The sequence below is a fragment of the Litoreibacter sp. genome (assembly GCF_039974535.1).
Taxonomy (GTDB): Bacteria; Pseudomonadota; Alphaproteobacteria; order Rhodobacterales; family Rhodobacteraceae; genus Litoreibacter.
This window is the reverse complement of record NZ_JBDWIU010000008.1, coordinates 1-16,644: the sequence shown is the minus strand read 5'-3', so window position 1 is coordinate 16,644 and position 16,644 is coordinate 1. Positions and strand designations below refer to the sequence as shown.

The 16,644-nt window shown below is 55.4% G+C and carries 19 protein-coding genes and 1 pseudogene; 5 read left to right on the top strand and 15 right to left on the bottom strand.

Annotated features, from left to right (window positions below; genetic code table 11):
- Window positions 1–3: 3 nt before the first annotated feature.
- From rpsS to ABJN86_RS06000, 4 genes are all read right to left on the bottom strand, one after another.
- Complete coding sequence (gene rpsS / locus ABJN86_RS06015) at window positions 4–282, bottom strand: 30S ribosomal protein S19 (protein ID WP_348365526.1); 279 nt, start codon at window positions 280–282, stop codon at window positions 4–6.
- 3 nt (window positions 283–285) lie between these two features.
- Entirely contained in the window at window positions 286–1,128 is an 843-nt protein-coding gene (gene rplB, locus ABJN86_RS06010) for a 50S ribosomal protein L2 (RefSeq protein ID WP_348365524.1), read from the bottom strand.
- Between the two features lie 221 nt (window positions 1,129–1,349).
- Complete coding sequence (locus tag ABJN86_RS06005; RefSeq protein WP_348365522.1) at window positions 1,350–1,694, bottom strand: hypothetical protein; 345 nt, start codon at window positions 1,692–1,694, stop codon at window positions 1,350–1,352.
- Between the two features lie 262 nt (window positions 1,695–1,956).
- Window positions 1,957–2,376: a hypothetical protein gene (locus ABJN86_RS06000; protein WP_348365521.1), complete on the bottom strand. Its 420-nt coding sequence runs from the start codon at window positions 2,374–2,376 to the stop codon at window positions 1,957–1,959.
- 49 nt (window positions 2,377–2,425) lie between these two features.
- On the opposite strand from ABJN86_RS06000, the gene ABJN86_RS05995 reads away from it, so the two are divergent.
- A complete protein-coding gene (locus ABJN86_RS05995) occupies window positions 2,426–2,794 on the top strand; it encodes a hypothetical protein (RefSeq protein WP_348365519.1) in 369 nt (122 codons plus the stop codon).
- A gap of 166 nt (window positions 2,795–2,960) precedes the next feature.
- Here ABJN86_RS05995 and yghX read toward each other — a convergent pair whose 3' ends face one another.
- From yghX to hutI, 10 genes are all read right to left on the bottom strand, one after another.
- Complete coding sequence (gene yghX / locus ABJN86_RS05990) at window positions 2,961–3,848, bottom strand: YghX family hydrolase (RefSeq protein WP_348365518.1); 888 nt, start codon at window positions 3,846–3,848, stop codon at window positions 2,961–2,963.
- Window positions 3,849–4,028: 180 nt separating this feature from the next.
- A complete protein-coding gene (locus ABJN86_RS05985; RefSeq protein ID WP_348365516.1) occupies window positions 4,029–4,325 on the bottom strand; it encodes a 50S ribosomal protein L23 in 297 nt (98 codons plus the stop codon).
- The gene (gene rplD, locus ABJN86_RS05980) at window positions 4,322–4,942 is read right to left on the bottom strand and encodes a 50S ribosomal protein L4 (protein WP_348365515.1); all 621 of its coding nucleotides are present in this window, start codon (window positions 4,940–4,942) and stop codon (window positions 4,322–4,324) included. The genes ABJN86_RS05985 and rplD overlap by 4 nt, the downstream gene beginning before the upstream one ends.
- A complete protein-coding gene (rplC, locus tag ABJN86_RS05975) occupies window positions 4,932–5,672 on the bottom strand; it encodes a 50S ribosomal protein L3 (protein WP_348365513.1) in 741 nt (246 codons plus the stop codon). The genes rplD and rplC overlap by 11 nt, the downstream gene beginning before the upstream one ends.
- Window positions 5,673–5,685: 13 nt before the next feature.
- The gene (rpsJ, locus tag ABJN86_RS05970; RefSeq protein ID WP_021101968.1) at window positions 5,686–5,997 is read right to left on the bottom strand and encodes a 30S ribosomal protein S10; all 312 of its coding nucleotides are present in this window, start codon (window positions 5,995–5,997) and stop codon (window positions 5,686–5,688) included.
- Between the two features lie 740 nt (window positions 5,998–6,737).
- Entirely contained in the window at window positions 6,738–8,219 is a 1,482-nt protein-coding gene (locus ABJN86_RS05965) for an aromatic amino acid lyase (RefSeq protein ID WP_348365511.1), read from the bottom strand.
- A 1-nt stretch (window position 8,220) separates the two neighbouring features.
- A complete protein-coding gene (gene hutU, locus ABJN86_RS05960; protein ID WP_348365509.1) occupies window positions 8,221–9,885 on the bottom strand; it encodes a urocanate hydratase in 1,665 nt (554 codons plus the stop codon).
- A complete protein-coding gene (hutG, locus tag ABJN86_RS05955; RefSeq protein ID WP_348365507.1) occupies window positions 9,882–10,682 on the bottom strand; it encodes an N-formylglutamate deformylase in 801 nt (266 codons plus the stop codon). The genes hutU and hutG overlap by 4 nt, the downstream gene beginning before the upstream one ends.
- Window positions 10,679–12,220 (bottom strand): histidine ammonia-lyase, encoded by a 1,542-nt coding sequence (gene hutH, locus ABJN86_RS05950; protein ID WP_348365505.1) that lies wholly within the window; start codon window positions 12,218–12,220, stop codon window positions 10,679–10,681. Before hutH ends, hutG begins: the two co-directional genes overlap by 4 nt.
- Complete coding sequence (gene hutI / locus ABJN86_RS05945) at window positions 12,217–13,410, bottom strand: imidazolonepropionase (protein WP_348365503.1); 1,194 nt, start codon at window positions 13,408–13,410, stop codon at window positions 12,217–12,219. Before hutI ends, hutH begins: the two co-directional genes overlap by 4 nt.
- Window positions 13,411–13,488: 78 nt before the next feature.
- Between hutI and ABJN86_RS05940 the strand changes: the two genes are divergently transcribed.
- From ABJN86_RS05940 to ABJN86_RS05925, 4 genes are all read left to right on the top strand, one after another.
- Complete coding sequence (locus tag ABJN86_RS05940) at window positions 13,489–14,853, top strand: formimidoylglutamate deiminase (RefSeq protein WP_348365501.1); 1,365 nt, start codon at window positions 13,489–13,491, stop codon at window positions 14,851–14,853.
- The gene (locus tag ABJN86_RS05935) at window positions 14,850–15,551 is read left to right on the top strand and encodes a UTRA domain-containing protein (RefSeq protein WP_348365500.1); all 702 of its coding nucleotides are present in this window, start codon (window positions 14,850–14,852) and stop codon (window positions 15,549–15,551) included. The genes ABJN86_RS05940 and ABJN86_RS05935 overlap by 4 nt, the downstream gene beginning before the upstream one ends.
- 123 nt (window positions 15,552–15,674) lie before the next feature.
- Window positions 15,675–15,965, top strand: a complete 291-nt coding sequence (locus ABJN86_RS05930; protein WP_348365499.1) for a DUF2796 domain-containing protein — start codon at window positions 15,675–15,677, stop codon at window positions 15,963–15,965.
- A 47-nt stretch (window positions 15,966–16,012) separates the two neighbouring features.
- Window positions 16,013–16,162, top strand: a complete 150-nt coding sequence (locus ABJN86_RS05925; protein ID WP_348365497.1) for a hypothetical protein — start codon at window positions 16,013–16,015, stop codon at window positions 16,160–16,162.
- A 202-nt stretch (window positions 16,163–16,364) separates the two neighbouring features.
- On the opposite strand, the pseudogene tuf reads toward ABJN86_RS05925, so the two are convergent.
- Window positions 16,365–16,644, bottom strand: a pseudogene (gene tuf, locus ABJN86_RS05920) (elongation factor Tu); the annotation flags it as partial.

Sequence of the window (16,644 nt, the reverse complement as noted above, 5' to 3'; positions counted from 1 at the left end):
GGCTTACTTCCTCTTCGCTTTTTTGTCAGCGGCGTGACCGTAGTAGGTCCGAGTTGGGGAATACTCACCAAACTTCTGACCGATCATGTCTTCGGTAACGCTTACTGGGATGTGCTTCCGGCCGTTGTACACACCAAAAGTGAGACCAACGAACTGAGGCAGGATAGTGGAGCGGCGCGACCAGATTTTGATCACGTCGTTGCGGCTGCTGTCTTTGGCAGCTTCGGCCTTCTTCAACACATAAGCGTCGACGAAAGGACCTTTCCATACAGAGCGAGACATATACTAGCGTCCCTTCTTCTTGGCGTGACGCGAGCGGATGATCAGCTTTTGCGACGCTTTGTTCTTGTTGCGAGTACGTGCACCTTTTGTTGGCTTGCCCCATGGGGAAACCGGGTGACGACCACCAGAGGTCCGACCTTCACCACCACCGTGTGGGTGATCAACGGGGTTCATAACAACACCACGCACAGATGGGCGGATGCCCTTGTGACGGTTGCGGCCCGCTTTACCGAAGTTTTGGTTGGAGTTGTCTGGGTTCGACACGGCACCAACGGTACACATGCATTCCTGACGGACGAGGCGAAGCTCGCCGGAGCTCAGACGGATCTGAGCGTAGCCACCGTCACGGCCCACAAACTGAGCGTAAGTCCCAGCAGCACGGGCGATCTGGCCGCCTTTGCCTGGCTTCAACTCGATGTTGTGGATGATTGTGCCGATTGGCAGACCGGAGAACGGCATCGCGTTGCCCGGCTTCACGTCGGCCTTGGCCGAGGCTACGACGGTGTCACCAACGCCCAAGCGTTGTGGAGCAAGGATGTAGGCCTGCTCGCCGTCTTCATATTTCACCAGTGCGATAAACGCAGTCCGGTTCGGGTCATATTCGATCCGCTCGACTGTAGCTGTGACGTCAAATTTCGTCCGCTTGAAGTCAACGATCCGGTAAAGACGCTTGGCGCCCCCACCCTTGCGACGCATTGTGATCCGACCGGTATTGTTCCGTCCGCCATTCTTGGTCAAACCCTGCGTGAGGGCTTTGACCGGGCGGCCTTTCCAAAGTTCCGAGCGGTCGATCAGAACCAACCCACGTTGGCCTGGCGTCGTCGGCTTATACGACTTAAGTGCCATGCTTTCTGTCTTCCGTTTTGGAGCAAGCGGGACTTACCGCTGCTTGGTTTATAGGGCCCCGAAGGTCCCCGAATTAAAGTGTTCTTGCGAACAACAGCAAAGCCCCAGACGAATCTGGGGCTTGGCCGATGTCGGTGTTTAGGTTGGAGGGTGTTGGGGGTCAAGAGGTTAGTGACGGCTTGAAGCATGAATGGCAGCTATGCGGACTAAGCCGCCATTACCTATACCGTGAGAATCCAAAGCGGCTTACCACCTGTCAGGCTCTTTGAGAAGAAATCAATTAGGTCGCGTGCGAAGGCTTTGGTTGAAGATGGGGCAGACTTTGAAAAATCGTCCAACGCCTCGATGAAGACCTTTGTGTTTTGCGGCTCAACAAAAAGTGGGGGCCCGTATAAATCAAATTTTTCAAAGCAGTGTACGAGCACATCCAGTATTTCATACATGCTATCGAGTGATGCATAGGCGGATGAACTCTGCCAATGTTCGAACTTTTCCGAGCTGCCAGAGATATTAAACTCTATCCAACACGTTCCAGTTATTTCAGTTTTTTGGTGCAACTTAGTCATGCTAAAATTCGTAAACTGGATCGCGAAAATAACCAAATACTATGTGCAATTTGGGCTCGAAGCAGACATTCAGTCAAACAACCGAGCATCGCTGGACCGGGGGATGGTGATCTGACCTCCCGGTACACCACTTTATGGCAGCCAGGCACGTCCCCTTTCTCAAGGCCAAACCCAGCCTCAGAAAATCGCCAGCCCGTGGGACGGTCCGGCGATGCTCGGCGCCTGCGGCTTGAGTCCGAGCAGGGCCGGAGGCGGAACGGGGCTACTTGTTTTCAAGAAACGCGTACGCGTCCAGAATAGTCGCCATTAGACCTTCAAAAAAGCTCGGTGCGGTGACATCGACAAGCGCCGCCTCGGGGGTCGTCTCGTCGAACGGCTTTACCACAATCAGCGCGCTTTGCGTATCCAGCAGCTCGCGCAGGCTCGCGCCTTTCCCGTGCTTCAGCACATTCACCGCGAGGTAGTATTGGTGCAGCCGCCCGGCGAGGTCCGCCTGCCCCTCCTTCAACAACACCGCGCGTAGCTTGCGCGAGAACGGGCCGCGCTTGAAGTGGTGCTGCATCCGCGCCTCGAACGCCGAAAAGACATCAACGGCAACCGCTGCCAGCTCCTCTGGCTTTGCATCCTTCGCCGCTTCGCGCGCCGCCGCAACTAGGTCTGGTACGCTTTGTGACGCTTCCATTGTGCATTCTCCTAATGGGTTCCACACCCCATACGCTATGGAGCGAGGAATGATAGGGACCGAGCGGATTATTTCGAACCTGGGCCTTCGCAAACGCCCGCTTGATCGAAATGCCAATCCGAGACATGATGCCCGCGAAGTTATTTACTTCATCCGTTCCGAGTACCCAAATTTTAGCAAGGAAAATTCAATGTCAGGAAATATGAAACTTGTAGCCGAGGTGAAACGCCAGACGGCGGCACACCACAACTTACCGTTCGAAGAGATCAAAGTCAGATACCCAACGCTGGATCCTGCGGGATTACAACGCACAGGTCTTAGTCCTCGTGGCGCGAAGGAATTGTCTTCGGGTGCTGCGCTCAGCAATCCAAAAGATCGCAAGATTGCGGCGCTTATCATTGCTGTTGCTTTGAAATAGCCGCTTTCTAGAGGATCGACCTCAAACATACCCGCGCGGGCGCGCCAAACTCAATCATCGGACCGGCACGAACTTTGCCCCTCCAAAAACAAAGCCCCGACTGCTTTCGCAGCCGAGGCTTCATTGCCGTCGCAAAGCGATCCTCTAGAAAGAGGACCGCCTCACCTTACACAAGATGCTTCTTAAAATGCGCGATGGTGCGATCCCATGACAGGTTCGCCATCTCTTCGTCGTAGCGGGGCGTGCTGTCGTTGTGGAAGCCGTGGTTGGCCTTCTCATAGATATGGGCCTCGTAATCTTTGCCGTGCTCTTTCAACGCGGCCTCATAGGCAGGCCAGCCCTCGTTCACGCGCTGATCGAGTTCGCCGTAGTGCAACAGCAAAGGCGCCTTGATTTTCGGCACGTCTTCGGCAGCCGCTTGGCGACCATAATAGGGCACCGCGGCCTTCAGCTCAGGATAGGCCACCGCCGCCGCGTTGGACACGCCGCCGCCGTAGCAAAAGCCGGTGATCCCGACGTTGCCGGTGGAGCCTTCATGCGCCATCAAGTGCTCTACGGCTGCAAAGAAATCGTTCATTAGCTTCGTGCGGTCCACAGTGCGCTGCAACTCGCGCCCCTCCGCGTCATTGCCGGGGTAGCCGCCCACCGAAGTTAAGCCATCCGGTGCCAGTGCCATGAAGCCAGCCTTGGCCAAACGGCGTGCCACGTCTTCGATGTAGGGGTTGAGGCCACGGTTCTCGTGCACCACGACCACTGCGGGCAGTTTGCCCTCAACACCAGCGGGGCGGACCATGTAGCCGCGCACTTCACCGTGGCCGTTGGGGGATGGGTAGGTGACGTATTCGGGTTCAATATCAGGGTCGTTGAACGAGACCTGCTCGGCCAGCGCATAGTTCGGGGACATCAGCCCGAGGATGGTCGTGGCGGTCATGCCAGCCACTGCGAACTTGGCCGCCCCATCAAGGAACTGGCGTTTGGTGATCTGCCCGTGGGCGTAGAAATCGTAGAGTTCTAAAATTTTGGGATCAAAGTCTTTTGCGGTTAACCGTTTCATCTTGCCATCTCCGTCATTGAATATGAATTTGAATGTAGCGGCGCCTTGGCAAATGTCTCGCAACATTTTTGTGTTTGGGCGGCTCTATGCTCAATTCAACGGGCAACAAAAAACCCCAGCCTGTTTCCAGACCGGGGTTTCTAATTCTTTAAGTGGTGCGCCTTCTAGCGCACCAACCAATCAAAGACCGGTAGAGACGTCGATTGTGTTACCTTCTTCGAGGGTAACATACGCCTTCTTCACGTCCTTACGACGACCAGGCTGGCCGCGGAAACGCTTAACCTTACCTTTAGTGATGGAGGTGTTAACCGCCTTCACCTTGACGCCGAAGAGTGTTTCCACTGCTTCTTTGATCATCGGCTTGTTGGCCTCAATAGCGACCTCAAATACAACCGCGTTGTTCTCCGAGGCCAATGTGGCTTTCTCGGTGATCAACGGCTTGCGGATCACGTCGTAGTGCTCAGACTTCGTGCTCATGACAGGCGAGCCTCCAGTGCTTCGAGACCAGCTTTGGTGATAACCAAAGTGTCGCGTTTCAGGATGTCGAAGACATTCGCGCCCATTGTTGGCAGAACGTCCAGACCAGCGATGTTGCGGGCAGCTTGAACGAAGTCAGCGTTCACGTCGGCACCGTCGATGATCAAAGCGCGCTTCCAACCCAATTCCTTAACCTGTGCGGCCAAAGTTTTGGTTTTCACGTCTTTCACGTCGATGCTGTCGATGATGACCAGCTCGCCTGCAACCGCTTTCGCGGACAGAGCGTGCATCAGGCCAAGCTTACGAACTTTCTTAGGAAGCTCGTGGCCGTGGCTGCGAGGTGTTGGGCCTTTGTAGACACCACCACCGCGGAAGATCGGAGCCGAACGAGCACCGTGACGTGCGCCACCAGTACCTTTTTGACGGTATATCTTCTTGGTCGAGTAGTTAACTTCGGAACGGGTCTTCACCTTGTGAGTACCAGCCTGCGCGTTGTTGCGCTGCCAGCGAACCACACGGTGCAGAATGTCTACACGTGGCTCGAGGCCGAAGATGGCGTCAGACAGCTCTACGGAGCCGGCCGATTTGCCGTCAAGTTTGATTGCATCAGCTTTCATCGGACGCATCTCCTTCTGGGGCAGCAGCTTCAGCTGGTGCTTCAGTTACAGCGGCGGAACGCAGCGCGGCAGGGAAGACAACGGTGTCAGCCAAAGGCTTCTTCACGGCGTCTTTAACGGTGACCCAGCCACCTTTGGAACCAGGAACGGCGCCTTTGATCATGATCAGGCCGCGCTCGTTGTCAGTTTTAACAACTTGCAGGTTCTGCGTGGTCACGCGGACGGCGCCCATGTGGCCAGCCATCTTCTTGCCCTTGAAAACCTTACCCGGATCCTGACACTGGCCAGTCGAACCGTGCGAACGGTGAGAGATCGACACACCGTGAGTAGCGCGAAGGCCCCCAAAGTTGTGACGCTTCATAGCACCTTGGAAGCCTTTACCGATCGAAGTCCCTGCTACGTCAACGAACTGGCCGTCAAAGTAGTGCTCCGCGATGATTTCTTCACCAACGGGGATCAGGTTGCCTTCGGTCACACGGAACTCAGCGACCTTGCGCTTAGGCTCCACCTTAGCAGCGGCGAAGTGACCGCGCATGGCTTTGGACGTCCGTTTAGCTTTTGCTGTGCCTGCACCGAGCTGAACAGCTGTGTAGCCGTCCTTCTCAATTGTGCGGTTGGCCACAACTTCCAGCTTTTCGAGTTGAAGAACGGTGACAGGGATCTGCTTGCCGTCTTCCATGAAGAGGCGGGTCATGCCGACCTTCTTCGCAATTACACCAGAGCGCAACATTCAGTAGCCCTCCTTAAACCGAGATCTGGACGTCAACGCCAGCAGCAAGGTCGAGCTTCATCAGCGCGTCCACGGTCTGCGGAGTTGGGTCAACGATGTCGAGCAGACGCTTGTGCGTACGGATCTCGAACTGATCGCGGGATTTTTTGTCTACGTGTGGACCACGCAGAACGGTGAATTTTTCAATCTTGTTTGGCAAAGGGATCGGGCCACGAACGTCAGCGCCGGTGCGCTTAGCTGTGTTAACGATCTCTTGTGTGGATGCATCAAGTACCCGGTAGTCGAATGCTTTCAGGCGGATGCGAATGTTTTGGCTTGCTGCCATGACATATATCCCTCGAATGAGGTCTTAACGGATTGGAAGATACCGGCTCATCCGGCACCCTCATCGCGTCTATTTTCCAGAACAAAAGAAGGGCACGCATCGCGTACCCCTGTTCCGTGTGGGTGCTATAGGGGGAGTCGGTGGGTGTGGCAACACCTTTTTTGACGGGTTTAAAATCCCCAGAGATTTTAAAGCCCATGCGCAAGGTCATTTTGCGAATGCAAAGTGACAGCGACACCCCGTTGCTAATCTGGGCGCCGTGCAACCTCTCAGTTGGTCACAAGTCGGGCATCGCCAGACCGCGGGGTGGCGATGCAACACTGGTTCACACCACTTTATGGTAGCTGAGCACATCCCCCGTTGAAATGGTGAGCTGTGGTTACAATATCGCCACCCCGCGGTCTGGCGACGCCCGGCGCGCTACGCGCTTGATTCCGGGCTTTGGTGTTATTTCGGATGACTGCTTTGAGCCCATTGTGTGAATTCAGTTTTCGCGCTGCCTGCGCACCCAGCGCGAAATTTGCTGCGCTTGCGTAATTTTCAATGCTGCTGAGTGGCGAGAAAACCGGTCATTCGTGCAATCTGCAGCGAGACATGATATACGAATTCACAAAGTACGGCCAAAAAAGTCTGTCGCTGCAGCTGCGCCAACCACCCTTTCGTGTTTTTCAATGATGTGAGAAATGAAAAAAATCACAGTAAAATTGTTTTCAATGCATCTCAGCAAAGAGTAAAATCAACTACTTTAAACCGCACTCATTGCTTTCAACGGTCGAAAAATAGTCGCGGAACAGTTTGACACAGGGGGCTAAGTCAAAAGTGTCTGCACCCTCACTGCCGATCGGAAGAAGTGGCTTTAACTGATCACAAAGGGCGCGTTGTGCTTGTCCCAAATCCTCGACTGGTAGGTCGCGCCGATCTATCGCCCATAGTGCAACGATCGTTTCGAGTGTTGCGATCTTGAAGCAAGCCTCAATTTGTCGGTTTAGATCAAATGCCGAATGAACGGCATTGCTGGCTGTATCCTCAACCCCGTCCGCCACTTGACCGACAGAGTGCAAAAGATGGGGCGTAGCCCAAATTTTCACGGAAGTGACGAGTGATGCCGTAATATGCCCGAGATTAAGGAATTGAACCCCGCCCGTTGGGGCGTCATCTTGTGCAAGCCCGATTGGTAATCCCGAAAACGTTGGCCACTGCTGCTTCTGAACACGCTCCCCCACGACATCAGCAACCTTTGCTAAGGCTTGTCGCATCATGTCGATCGCCAATGTCAGGCGTGTCGTATCCATATTGCCATGGCTTACAGCCGAACTATCGGACCGGACGATCATTGGATTCACGACCGAACTGGCCATTTCATCGGTTAATACCCGTTCTAACCAGTCGGCACATTCCAATGCGGCACCGAGGACTTGTGTGACATTACGAAAGCTAAGCGGATCCTGAAGAAACCGGGCCTTGCCTTTTTCTAGCAACGCGCTGCCTTTGAGAAGACCCGCGAGGTTGTCAGCAACCTCACGCTGCCCGACACGGGCAGTCATGCATGCAACATCTTGGGAAACCGCATCGAGGTTGGCGCGAAACCCTTCAAGAGAGAATACTGCGGCATGTTCGAAGCCCGAGAAAAGAGATTTTAAATCGGAGGACCCGAGCGCGGCAACGGCTAAACTGAATGCATTACAATTGATGAGACAAAGCGCATCTTTGGCCTTTGGCAATTCTGCGGCGATGGAACGCGGATCTGACAGTATCCATTCAGCAATCTGTGCAAGGGGCACGAGGTCTGATGCACCTACGGAACCGCTGGCATCAATCTTGGGCATAATGTCTGCATTGGCCAGTTCCGCCATCAGACTTAGTAACTCAGGGGAGATACCTGAAAGCCCATGACAATGCTCGTTTATCATGACGATCAAAGTCGCGCGCACCGTTTCCTGCGACGCATGGGGTCCCGGTACACGGGTGCCATGAGCGCGGATCAAGGCGCGGTTATAATCGGTGATCGCACTCAGATCGACGGCGTGCGCCTTTTGCGATCCGACACCGGTGTTCACGCCATAGACCGGCGCATCTTCCAAAAGAATATCATCCACGACCACCCGTGCACTTCGCACACGAACCATTGCGCTCTCTGCGATCCGAACGCGGTGCTTTTCGCGAACCGCTCGATCTAAGGCCGTGGGTGTCAGGGCTGCGTCGCCAATGATTAAGTCGATCATGTCACAAAATGCCAGGGAGGTTCAGGCCGTTCTCGCGTGCGCAATCCAGTGCGTCCTCATATCCAGCATCGGCATGACGCATGACGCCCGTCGCCGGATCGTTCCATAACACATTCTTGATCCGGCGGTCTGCATCCTCGGTTCCGTCACAGCAGATGACCATGCCGGAATGCTGAGAGAAGCCCATGCCAACACCACCGCCGTGGTGCAGAGACACCCATGTGGCCCCGCCAGCGACGTTCAGCATCGCATTCAAAAGGGGCCAGTCAGATACAGCATCTGACCCGTCTTTCATCGCTTCCGTCTCGCGGTTGGGCGAGGCGACGGAGCCGCTGTCGAGGTGGTCACGGCCAATCACAACAGGCGCGCTGAGTTCGCCAGTCCGGACCATTTCGTTGAACGCAAGGCCTAGCTTGTCACGCAGCCCCAAACCAACCCAGCAAATCCGTGCAGGTAGACCTTGGAAAGCAATACGTTCGCGCGCCATATCGAGCCAGTTGTGCAGATGCGGATCGTCGATCAATTCTTTCACCTTGGCATCGGTTTTGTAGATATCTTCTGGGTCACCAGACAGGGCGCACCAACGGAACGGGCCAACGCCGCGACAAAACAGCGGGCGAATATAAGCAGGCACAAATCCGGGGAATGCAAACGCGTTTTCTAGCCCTTCTTCCTGCGCAACTTGGCGAATGTTGTTGCCGTAATCCAGCGTCGGAACCCCTGCGTTCCAGAAATCCACCATCGCTGCGACTTGGGTTTTCATCGACGCGCGAGCTGCTTCTTCGACTTCCTTCGGCGCGCTCTCTTGTTTTTCACGCCACTGTGCTACGTTCCAACCTTGCGGTAGGTAGCCGTGGATCGGATCATGGGCAGATGTTTGATCGGTGACCATGTCAGGCTTTACGCCCCGCTTGACCAGTTCGGGGAACACATCGGCCGCGTTGCCAATCAACGCAACTGATTTTGCCTCGCCTGCTTTGGTCCAAGCCTCGATCATGGCCAAAGCTTCGTCCAGATCGTGGGTCTTTTCGTCCACATAGCGCGTGCGCAGGCGGAAATCTGCGCGAGTTTCGTCGCATTCGACGGCCAAGCAGCATGCACCAGCCATCACCGCAGCCAAAGGTTGTGCGCCGCCCATGCCCCCCAGACCGCCAGTCAAAATCCAGCGCCCTGTCAGATTGCCATCGTAGTGCTGACGACCCGCTTCCATGAACGTCTCATAGGTACCTTGCACAATGCCTTGCGTCCCGATGTAAATCCACGACCCCGCCGTCATCTGGCCGTACATCGCGAGGCCCTTTTTATCGAGTTCGTTAAAGTGGTCCCACGTCGCCCAATGCGGCACGAGGTTGGAATTGGCGATCAGAACGCGCGGTGCATCTTTGTGGGTATTGAATACGCCAACCGGTTTGCCTGATTGAACCAGCAATGTCTGTGTATCTTCTAACACTTTGAGGGCAGCGACGATGGCATCAAAATCCTCCCATGTGCGTGCGGCACGGCCAATGCCACCATACACCACCAACTCGTGCGGGTTCTCTGCCACGTCGGGGTGTAGGTTGTTCATCAGCATTCGCATGGGCGCTTCGGTTAGCCAGCTTTTGGCCGTGATCTCAGTGCCTGTTGGGGCAAAGACATCGCGCAGGTTGTGGCGGGAATTGGTCATTGGGTGCCTCCTAAAGACGGGGCCAGTTCGGCCAAAGCAATGAGAATTTGTGTCAGGTGTGGTCGCAAGCGATCCGCGCGGGCTTGATCATAGGTCCAAGGTGCGGCTTCGTCGGTTAGGTAAACTGATTGGGCCAGTTCCATCTGGATTGCATGAATACCTAAGGCGGGATGTCCGTAGTGACGCGTCGTCCAACCGCCTTTGAAACGTCCGTTCAACGTGTTGCTGTAGCCTTCGGCGTGCTTGCAAATTTCAACTGTTGCAGCTTCGATCCGGTCTGCGCAAGTCGTGCCCAGATTTGTTCCGATGTTGAAATCGGGAAGGAAGCCTTCAAACAAATGTGGGATGTGGGAACGGATAGAATGACAATCGTACAAGATTGCTATGCCATGGATATCGCGGACGCGGTCCAGCTCTGTCGTGAGGGCGTTATGATAGGGCGCATGGAACGCACTGCGCCGCGCCGCGACGTCGGCTTCGGTTGGGGGCGTATCCCAAATGTTCAGACCATCAAAATCAGTCAATGGTACCAGCGTCGTCGTGTTTTGCCCGGGGTACAGGCTGGCCCCCTCAGGATCGCGATTGGCATCAATGACGTAGCGGTGAAAGTTAGCCCTGACCGTTGTTAAGTTTGGAATTAACCCATCATAAAGCTTGTCGATATGCCAATCCGTATCAGCCAGTTTGCGCCCATTTTCATTGAGATTTGCGCTTACATCATCGGGCACAAACGTTCCTGTGTGCGGCAAGCCTAAAACAATCGGGCTACACCCTTGGGTGACTGACACAGGTGTCATTTTGCATGCCCTTTCACGAAAGGTGGTAGGTCAACTGCACCAGTCAGCTTGCCTGAAGCAACCATTGCTGCGGCGGCTTCAATCGACAGCGCCATGTAGCGGTCTTCTTTGATTGTGGGAACCTCTGCGCGCAAAGTACTCATCGCTGCCTGCAATGGTGCACTTGTTTGTAAGGGCGCGCGAAATTCGATTCCTTGCACACCGCACATTGCCTCGACCCCGAGGATTACATTCAGGTTCGCGTTCATTCGCAACAATCGCCTTGCCGCGTGGGCGGCCATGGACACGTGATCCTCTTGGTTGGCCGAGGTCGGCGTGCTGTCGGTTGTGCACGGATTGGCGAGGTGCTTGTTCTCGCTCATCAACGCCGCAGTCGTGACTTCGGCGATCATAAGGCCAGAATTCAGGCCCGGATCAGGTGTCAGGAATGGCGGTAGATCAAAGCTCAGCGTCGGGTCCACCATTAAGGCCACACGGCGCTGTGCGATTGCACCGATTTCGGACACGGCAACGGCGATTTGGTCGGCAGCAAACCCAACGGGTTCGGCATGGAAATTGCCCCCCGAGACGATCATATCATCGTCGACCAAAACTAACGGGTTATCTGTGACTGCGTTTGCTTCAATCTCAAGCGTGCGGGCTGCGAAATGAAGCACGTCCAATGCAGCCCCCGTGACCTGTGGCTGGCAGCGAATGCAATACGGGTCTTGCACGCGCGCGTCGCCCTCAACGTGGCTTTCGCGGATCACCGACCCTTCCATAAGGGCGCGTTGCGCACGTGCAACGGCAATCTGTCCCGCGTGACCTCGGAGCGTATGGATCGCATCTTGCAAAGGTGCCGTGGACCCCATGATCGCGTCGGTGGATAACGCACACGTCAGCACAGACGTCGCCGCGTTTTGCCACGCCCCCCACAAGCCCACAAGCGCGCAGGCGTTTGAAAACTGCGTGCCGTTGATCAGTGCGAGGCCCTCTTTGGCCCCCAGAACAATCGGCGTGATCTCTGCCTTGGACAGTGCCTCACCCGCTGGCATGCGTGTGCCGTCAAACACCGCTTCGCCCTCGCCGATCATCGCTGCAGCCATATGTGCGAGCGGGGCCAGATCGCCGGACGCTCCGACAGAACCTTGGCTGGGGATGATGGGTGTCACGTCGCGGGCCAGCATTGCCTCGATCATCTCAACGGTGGACATCACCACGCCCGATGCGCCGCGCCCCAGCGATAACAGCTTTAGCACCATCATCAATCGTGTGGTCGCCGTGTCCAACGGATCGCCCACGCCACAGCAGTGCGACAGGATCAAATTACGTTGAAGGGTCGCCACGTCTTGGGCTGCAATCGTGACACTCGCGAGCTTTCCAAAACCTGTGTTGACGCCGTAGACAGCGGTATCGCTTGCGGCGGCTTTAGCAACGACAGCGGCGGCGGCGTGGATGCCGGCGTGCGAAGACGCATCAAGCGTGACGGGTTTTTGATGGGACCAAATATCGTGCAACTGCGCTAATGTCGCGGCACCCGGTGTTAACGAGACTGTCATAGCGACCCCTTAAAAATGCGTGTGTGCAAAGGGTTGAACCCGATGCGATAGGAAAGTTCAGCCGGATGCGCGACATCCCAGATATTGAGGTCGGCGCGGTTGCCCGCGATGATGCGGCCACGGTTGGTTTCGCCCAGTGCACGGGCGGCGTGGGTGGTCATGCCCAGCAGCGCCTCTAGTGGTGTCATACGGAACAGCGTGCAGGCCATGTTCATCGTCAGCAACGGTGACGTCAGCGGCGAAGACCCGGGATTGCAATCGGTGGCCAACGCTATGCGGACACCGTGGTCGCGAAAAGACTGGATCGGGGGCGCTTGTGTTTCTCGGAGTGTGTAAAACGCGCCAGGCAGAACAACGGCGACAGTGCCCGAATTAGCCAGAGCTGCAGCATCGTCGTCCGTTGCGTATTCAACATGATCAGCGCTCAGTGCATTATGTCGTGCCGCAAGTTGTGTGCCACCTATATTGGATAACTGTTCAGCGTGCAGTTTTACTGGCAAGCCAAGCTCCTGAGCCACGGTAAAAACGCGGGCAATCTGGGACGTATCAAATGCGATGCCCTCGCAGAACCCGTCGACCGCGTCGATCAACCCCTCACCGTGGGCTGCGCGCAATGTCGGGATGCAAACCTCGTCGATATAATCGTCGGGGTGTCCCGTATATTCCGAAGGAGCCGCGTGTGCGCCAAGGAAACTGGTGCGCACGTCAATTGGGCGCACTTCGGAAATCCGACGCGCCACCCGCAGCATTTTCAACTCAGAATCGCGGTCCAAACCGTAACCAGACTTCACTTCAAGAAGCGTCACGCCTTCGGCGATCATAGTATCAACCCGCTTCAAAGCATCTGCGAGCAGAGTTTCATCGGATGCGGCACGCGTGGCAGTTACGGTCGAGACAATACCGCCGCCTGCCTTTGCAACCTCTTCATAGCTGGCACCATTTAATCGTTGTTCGAACTCCGCCGCGCGATTGCCGCCGAATACGACGTGAGAGTGGCAATCTATCAATGCAGGCGTGACAAGCCGTCCTTCTAGATCATGGGTTGGCAAGTTTCGGTAGGTATCTGGCACATCAGCCGCAATGCCGACCCAGGCGATTTGTGCACCATCCAATGCAATCACGCCATCTTCGATCAAGCCAAAGCTATCGTCGTCTTTGAGGGTCGCAACCTGTCCATTGGTCAAAAGCATATGTATCGCCTTGCTTGCAATAATGAGCACTTGGTGTTTTTATGTGCATACATAATAAACTTGTCAAGCGAGAGCATCATGAAAACTATTTGGGCTAAATCTGCGTTACTGCCATCGGGTTGGGCGTCCGATGTGCGGGTCGACATTGATGTCGACGGGCGTATTTCGGCGGTGCAATCGGATGCGGCCGCTGCTGGCACGACAACCGACATGTTGCTTCCTTCACCCGTGAATGTGCACAGCCACGCGTTCCAACGCGCGATGGCCGGCCTGACCGAAAGGCGCGGTCCGAACCCTAGCGACAGTTTCTGGACGTGGCGGCAATTGATGTTCCGGTTCTTGGACCGCTTAAACCCTGATCACGTTCAAGCCATTACAGCGTTCGTCCAGATGGAAATGCTAGAAGCAGGTTATGCGACGAATGCTGAATTCCACTATCTGCATCACCAACCGGGCGGCGTGCCCTATGATAACATTGCAGAGATGTCATCACGCGTGGCCGCTGCCGCATCGCAAACGGGAATTGGGTTGTGCTTGCTCCCCGTACATTATCAATTTGGCGGATGTGATGGACGAGCGCTGACAGACGGCCAGATCAGGTTTGGCAACGATCTGGAACAATTTCAAACCTTGCATGACGGAGCCATCGCTTCTCTCTCATCGTTACCTACCGATACCAAGCACGGGGTTGCCCCTCATTCACTGCGGGCCGTTGGTGTCGAGACGTTAAAATCTTACGCAACACTGTTTCCAACAGGGCCAATCCATATGCATCTGGCAGAACAGGTGCTTGAGGTTGATGAAGTGCAAGCCTATTGGGACGCTCGGCCCGTGGAGTGGGCGCTGGACAATATGGGGCTGGATGCACGGTGGTGCCTGATCCACGGCACCCAGATGACGCCGAGCGAGACAGTGCGCTTGGCGCAATCAGGGGCAGTGGCAGGGTTATGCCCGATTACCGAAAGCAGCCTAGGGGACGGTATTTTTGACGCGGTACGATGGTTGGATACAAACGGAAAGATTGCGATCGGTTCCGACAGCAATGTCCGAATTGCCCTGAGTGAAGAGCTGCGTACGTTGGAATATTCGCAACGCTTGCGGGACGGCACGCGCGCTGCGCTGGCAACGAGTGAACTCTCGACCGGTCATAGGTTATTTGAAGAAATTCTTCGCGGCGGGGCGCAGGCAGCCCAACGCCAAACCGGACGGCTTGAGGCAGGTCATTGGGCCGACATGATGGCCCTTGATACGGACAACGAACATATGTGGGGCCGCAGCGGCGACACCGCATTGGATGCTTGGATTTTTGCGGGTGACGACCGCCTTGTACGTGATGTTTGGTCTGCAGGGCGTCATATGGTGACGGGTGGTGAACATGTTGCACGCAAGGCCATCATCGCGGCATACAAACGCACCATTGATGATCTGAAAGAAGCCCTATGAACACGCCGAAATTTCGGAACTGGCAAAGTGTGCAGACCGAAGTCCTTCGCCGCATCCATGCACGCGAATGGCGGCCTGGTGATCTGATCCCGAATGAGGCAGACCTCGCGTTAGAATTTGGATGCGCGCGGACCACAGTCAACCGCGCATTGCGCGCTGTAGCAGAAACTGGCGTGTTGGACCGCAGGCGCAAGGCAGGAACGCGGGTGGCGGTTCAGCCCGTTGCCAAAGCTACTTTGAACATTGCCGTGATCCGTAACGAAGTCGAGGATGCAGGCCATTCTTACGACTATCAGCGGATCAAACGGCGCGAAATTGCACCGCCGCCATCTGTTAGCAAAGCCATGAAAACGCCACCGGACCAGTGGTTGCTACATGTCTGCGCTTTGCACTTGGCCGATGGTGCGTCCTACGCCTATGAGGATCGGTGGATCAACCCAGCCGTAGTTCCCTCTATCTTAGACGAGAACTTTGAGACGATCAGTGCAAACGAATGGTTGCTCAAACATGCACCCTACACGCACGGCGAAATAAAGTTCTCAGCGACATCAGCAACGCAGGGTGAAGCAGATGTCCTGCAATGCCCTCTCCAGAGTGCATTGTTCACAATCGACCGCATTACGTGGGATATCGACACGGCAGTTACCAGCGTGCGCCTTCTCTTTGGACCAGGCCACCAAATCCGCACCGACATTTGAGATTACGCGCAAATGCAGACGTCCGCGCTATTCGAAATAAATGCAACTTTGGGCTGATACTGTTGAAAAACTCCGTTTTGGCCCAGATCAGAGAACTTCTTCGCCGTACCGGGTGACCAGATTTTGGTTGCGATTGAATATGGGCATGAGGAGCATACAAAAGAAGGTCATGAACACGGCGATGAAGATCATGGTCACGAAGAACATGCCGAAGAGACAGGCCACACAGAATTCCATACGGAATATCTGCTAAATTGCTTGGATACCGAGGTAGCGTCTTTGATCACTTTTGCCTACTTTGGCCCATTCCCGAACGCACTGGAGCTAGAGGTTCAGATCATCTCAGACCAAGGTGCCACAGCGTTCGAAATTGAGCGAGACGCTCCCACACTCGATCTTCGCGACATGTTCTAAGCGCAGCAAGATGGCTGGCATGTAGCAAATCGACATGGCTAAATTGGATGTTCGATGCAGTAGACTGGATCGAACATCTCGATCGCGGAGCATCGTTGCTTGCGATTTTCAAAATCCCCGCATGGATGGCCGCTCTGGTGAAATCCGCTGCACTGCAAAATGCATGCCGCTGCAAGTGCGAGGAAATGCTGCGTTAGCGAAGGCAAGAAACTGAAAGTCCGCGTCGTCCGCCAAGCGGAAGTTTAATGCTCCCACAACTTAACCAACGCAAAAAGGCCGCCTCCTTTTGGAAGCGGCCTTCTGTTTAGTAACAACCGAGTGGGTTCTCTGCTCTCATCGTTCTTACGAACGACTGCCCCAGGTCACCCACGTGGTGCGCGGGCCTAGGCCCGCACCCCATTACTCAGTGATCTTGGATACAACACCAGCGCCAACTGTGCGGCCGCCTTCGCGGATCGCGAAGCGGAGGCCTTGCTCCATCGCGATTGGTGCGATCAGCTCAACGTCGAACTTCAGGTTGTCGCCTGGCATAACCATCTCAGTGCCAGCTGGAAGCTGAACTGTGCCGGTGACGTCAGTTGTACGGAAGTAGAACTGTGGGCGGTAGTTCGCGAAGAACGGCGTGTGACGACCGCCTTCTTCTTTGGTGAGGATGTAGGCCTCAGCTTCGAACTTGGTG

Coding starts and splice junctions, on each gene's coding strand:
- rpsS (WP_348365526.1), bottom strand. CDS start 282: ATGTCTCGCTCTGTATGGAAAGGTCCTTTCGTCGACGCTTATGTGTTG.
- rplB (WP_348365524.1), bottom strand. CDS start 1,128: ATGGCACTTAAGTCGTATAAGCCGACGACGCCAGGCCAACGTGGGTTG.
- ABJN86_RS06005 (WP_348365522.1), bottom strand. CDS start 1,694: ATGACTAAGTTGCACCAAAAAACTGAAATAACTGGAACGTGTTGGATA.
- ABJN86_RS06000 (WP_348365521.1), bottom strand. CDS start 2,376: ATGGAAGCGTCACAAAGCGTACCAGACCTAGTTGCGGCGGCGCGCGAA.
- ABJN86_RS05995 (WP_348365519.1), top strand. CDS start 2,426: ATGATAGGGACCGAGCGGATTATTTCGAACCTGGGCCTTCGCAAACGC.
- yghX (WP_348365518.1), bottom strand. CDS start 3,848: ATGAAACGGTTAACCGCAAAAGACTTTGATCCCAAAATTTTAGAACTC.
- ABJN86_RS05985 (WP_348365516.1), bottom strand. CDS start 4,325: ATGAGCACGAAGTCTGAGCACTACGACGTGATCCGCAAGCCGTTGATC.
- rplD (WP_348365515.1), bottom strand. CDS start 4,942: ATGAAAGCTGATGCAATCAAACTTGACGGCAAATCGGCCGGCTCCGTA.
- rplC (WP_348365513.1), bottom strand. CDS start 5,672: ATGTTGCGCTCTGGTGTAATTGCGAAGAAGGTCGGCATGACCCGCCTC.
- rpsJ (WP_021101968.1), bottom strand. CDS start 5,997: ATGGCAGCAAGCCAAAACATTCGCATCCGCCTGAAAGCATTCGACTAC.
- ABJN86_RS05965 (WP_348365511.1), bottom strand. CDS start 8,219: ATGATCGACTTAATCATTGGCGACGCAGCCCTGACACCCACGGCCTTA.
- hutU (WP_348365509.1), bottom strand. CDS start 9,885: ATGACCAATTCCCGCCACAACCTGCGCGATGTCTTTGCCCCAACAGGC.
- hutG (WP_348365507.1), bottom strand. CDS start 10,682: ATGACACCTGTGTCAGTCACCCAAGGGTGTAGCCCGATTGTTTTAGGC.
- hutH (WP_348365505.1), bottom strand. CDS start 12,220: ATGACAGTCTCGTTAACACCGGGTGCCGCGACATTAGCGCAGTTGCAC.
- hutI (WP_348365503.1), bottom strand. CDS start 13,410: ATGCTTTTGACCAATGGACAGGTTGCGACCCTCAAAGACGACGATAGC.
- ABJN86_RS05940 (WP_348365501.1), top strand. CDS start 13,489: ATGAAAACTATTTGGGCTAAATCTGCGTTACTGCCATCGGGTTGGGCG.
- ABJN86_RS05935 (WP_348365500.1), top strand. CDS start 14,850: ATGAACACGCCGAAATTTCGGAACTGGCAAAGTGTGCAGACCGAAGTC.
- ABJN86_RS05925 (WP_348365497.1), top strand. CDS start 16,013: ATGTTCGATGCAGTAGACTGGATCGAACATCTCGATCGCGGAGCATCG.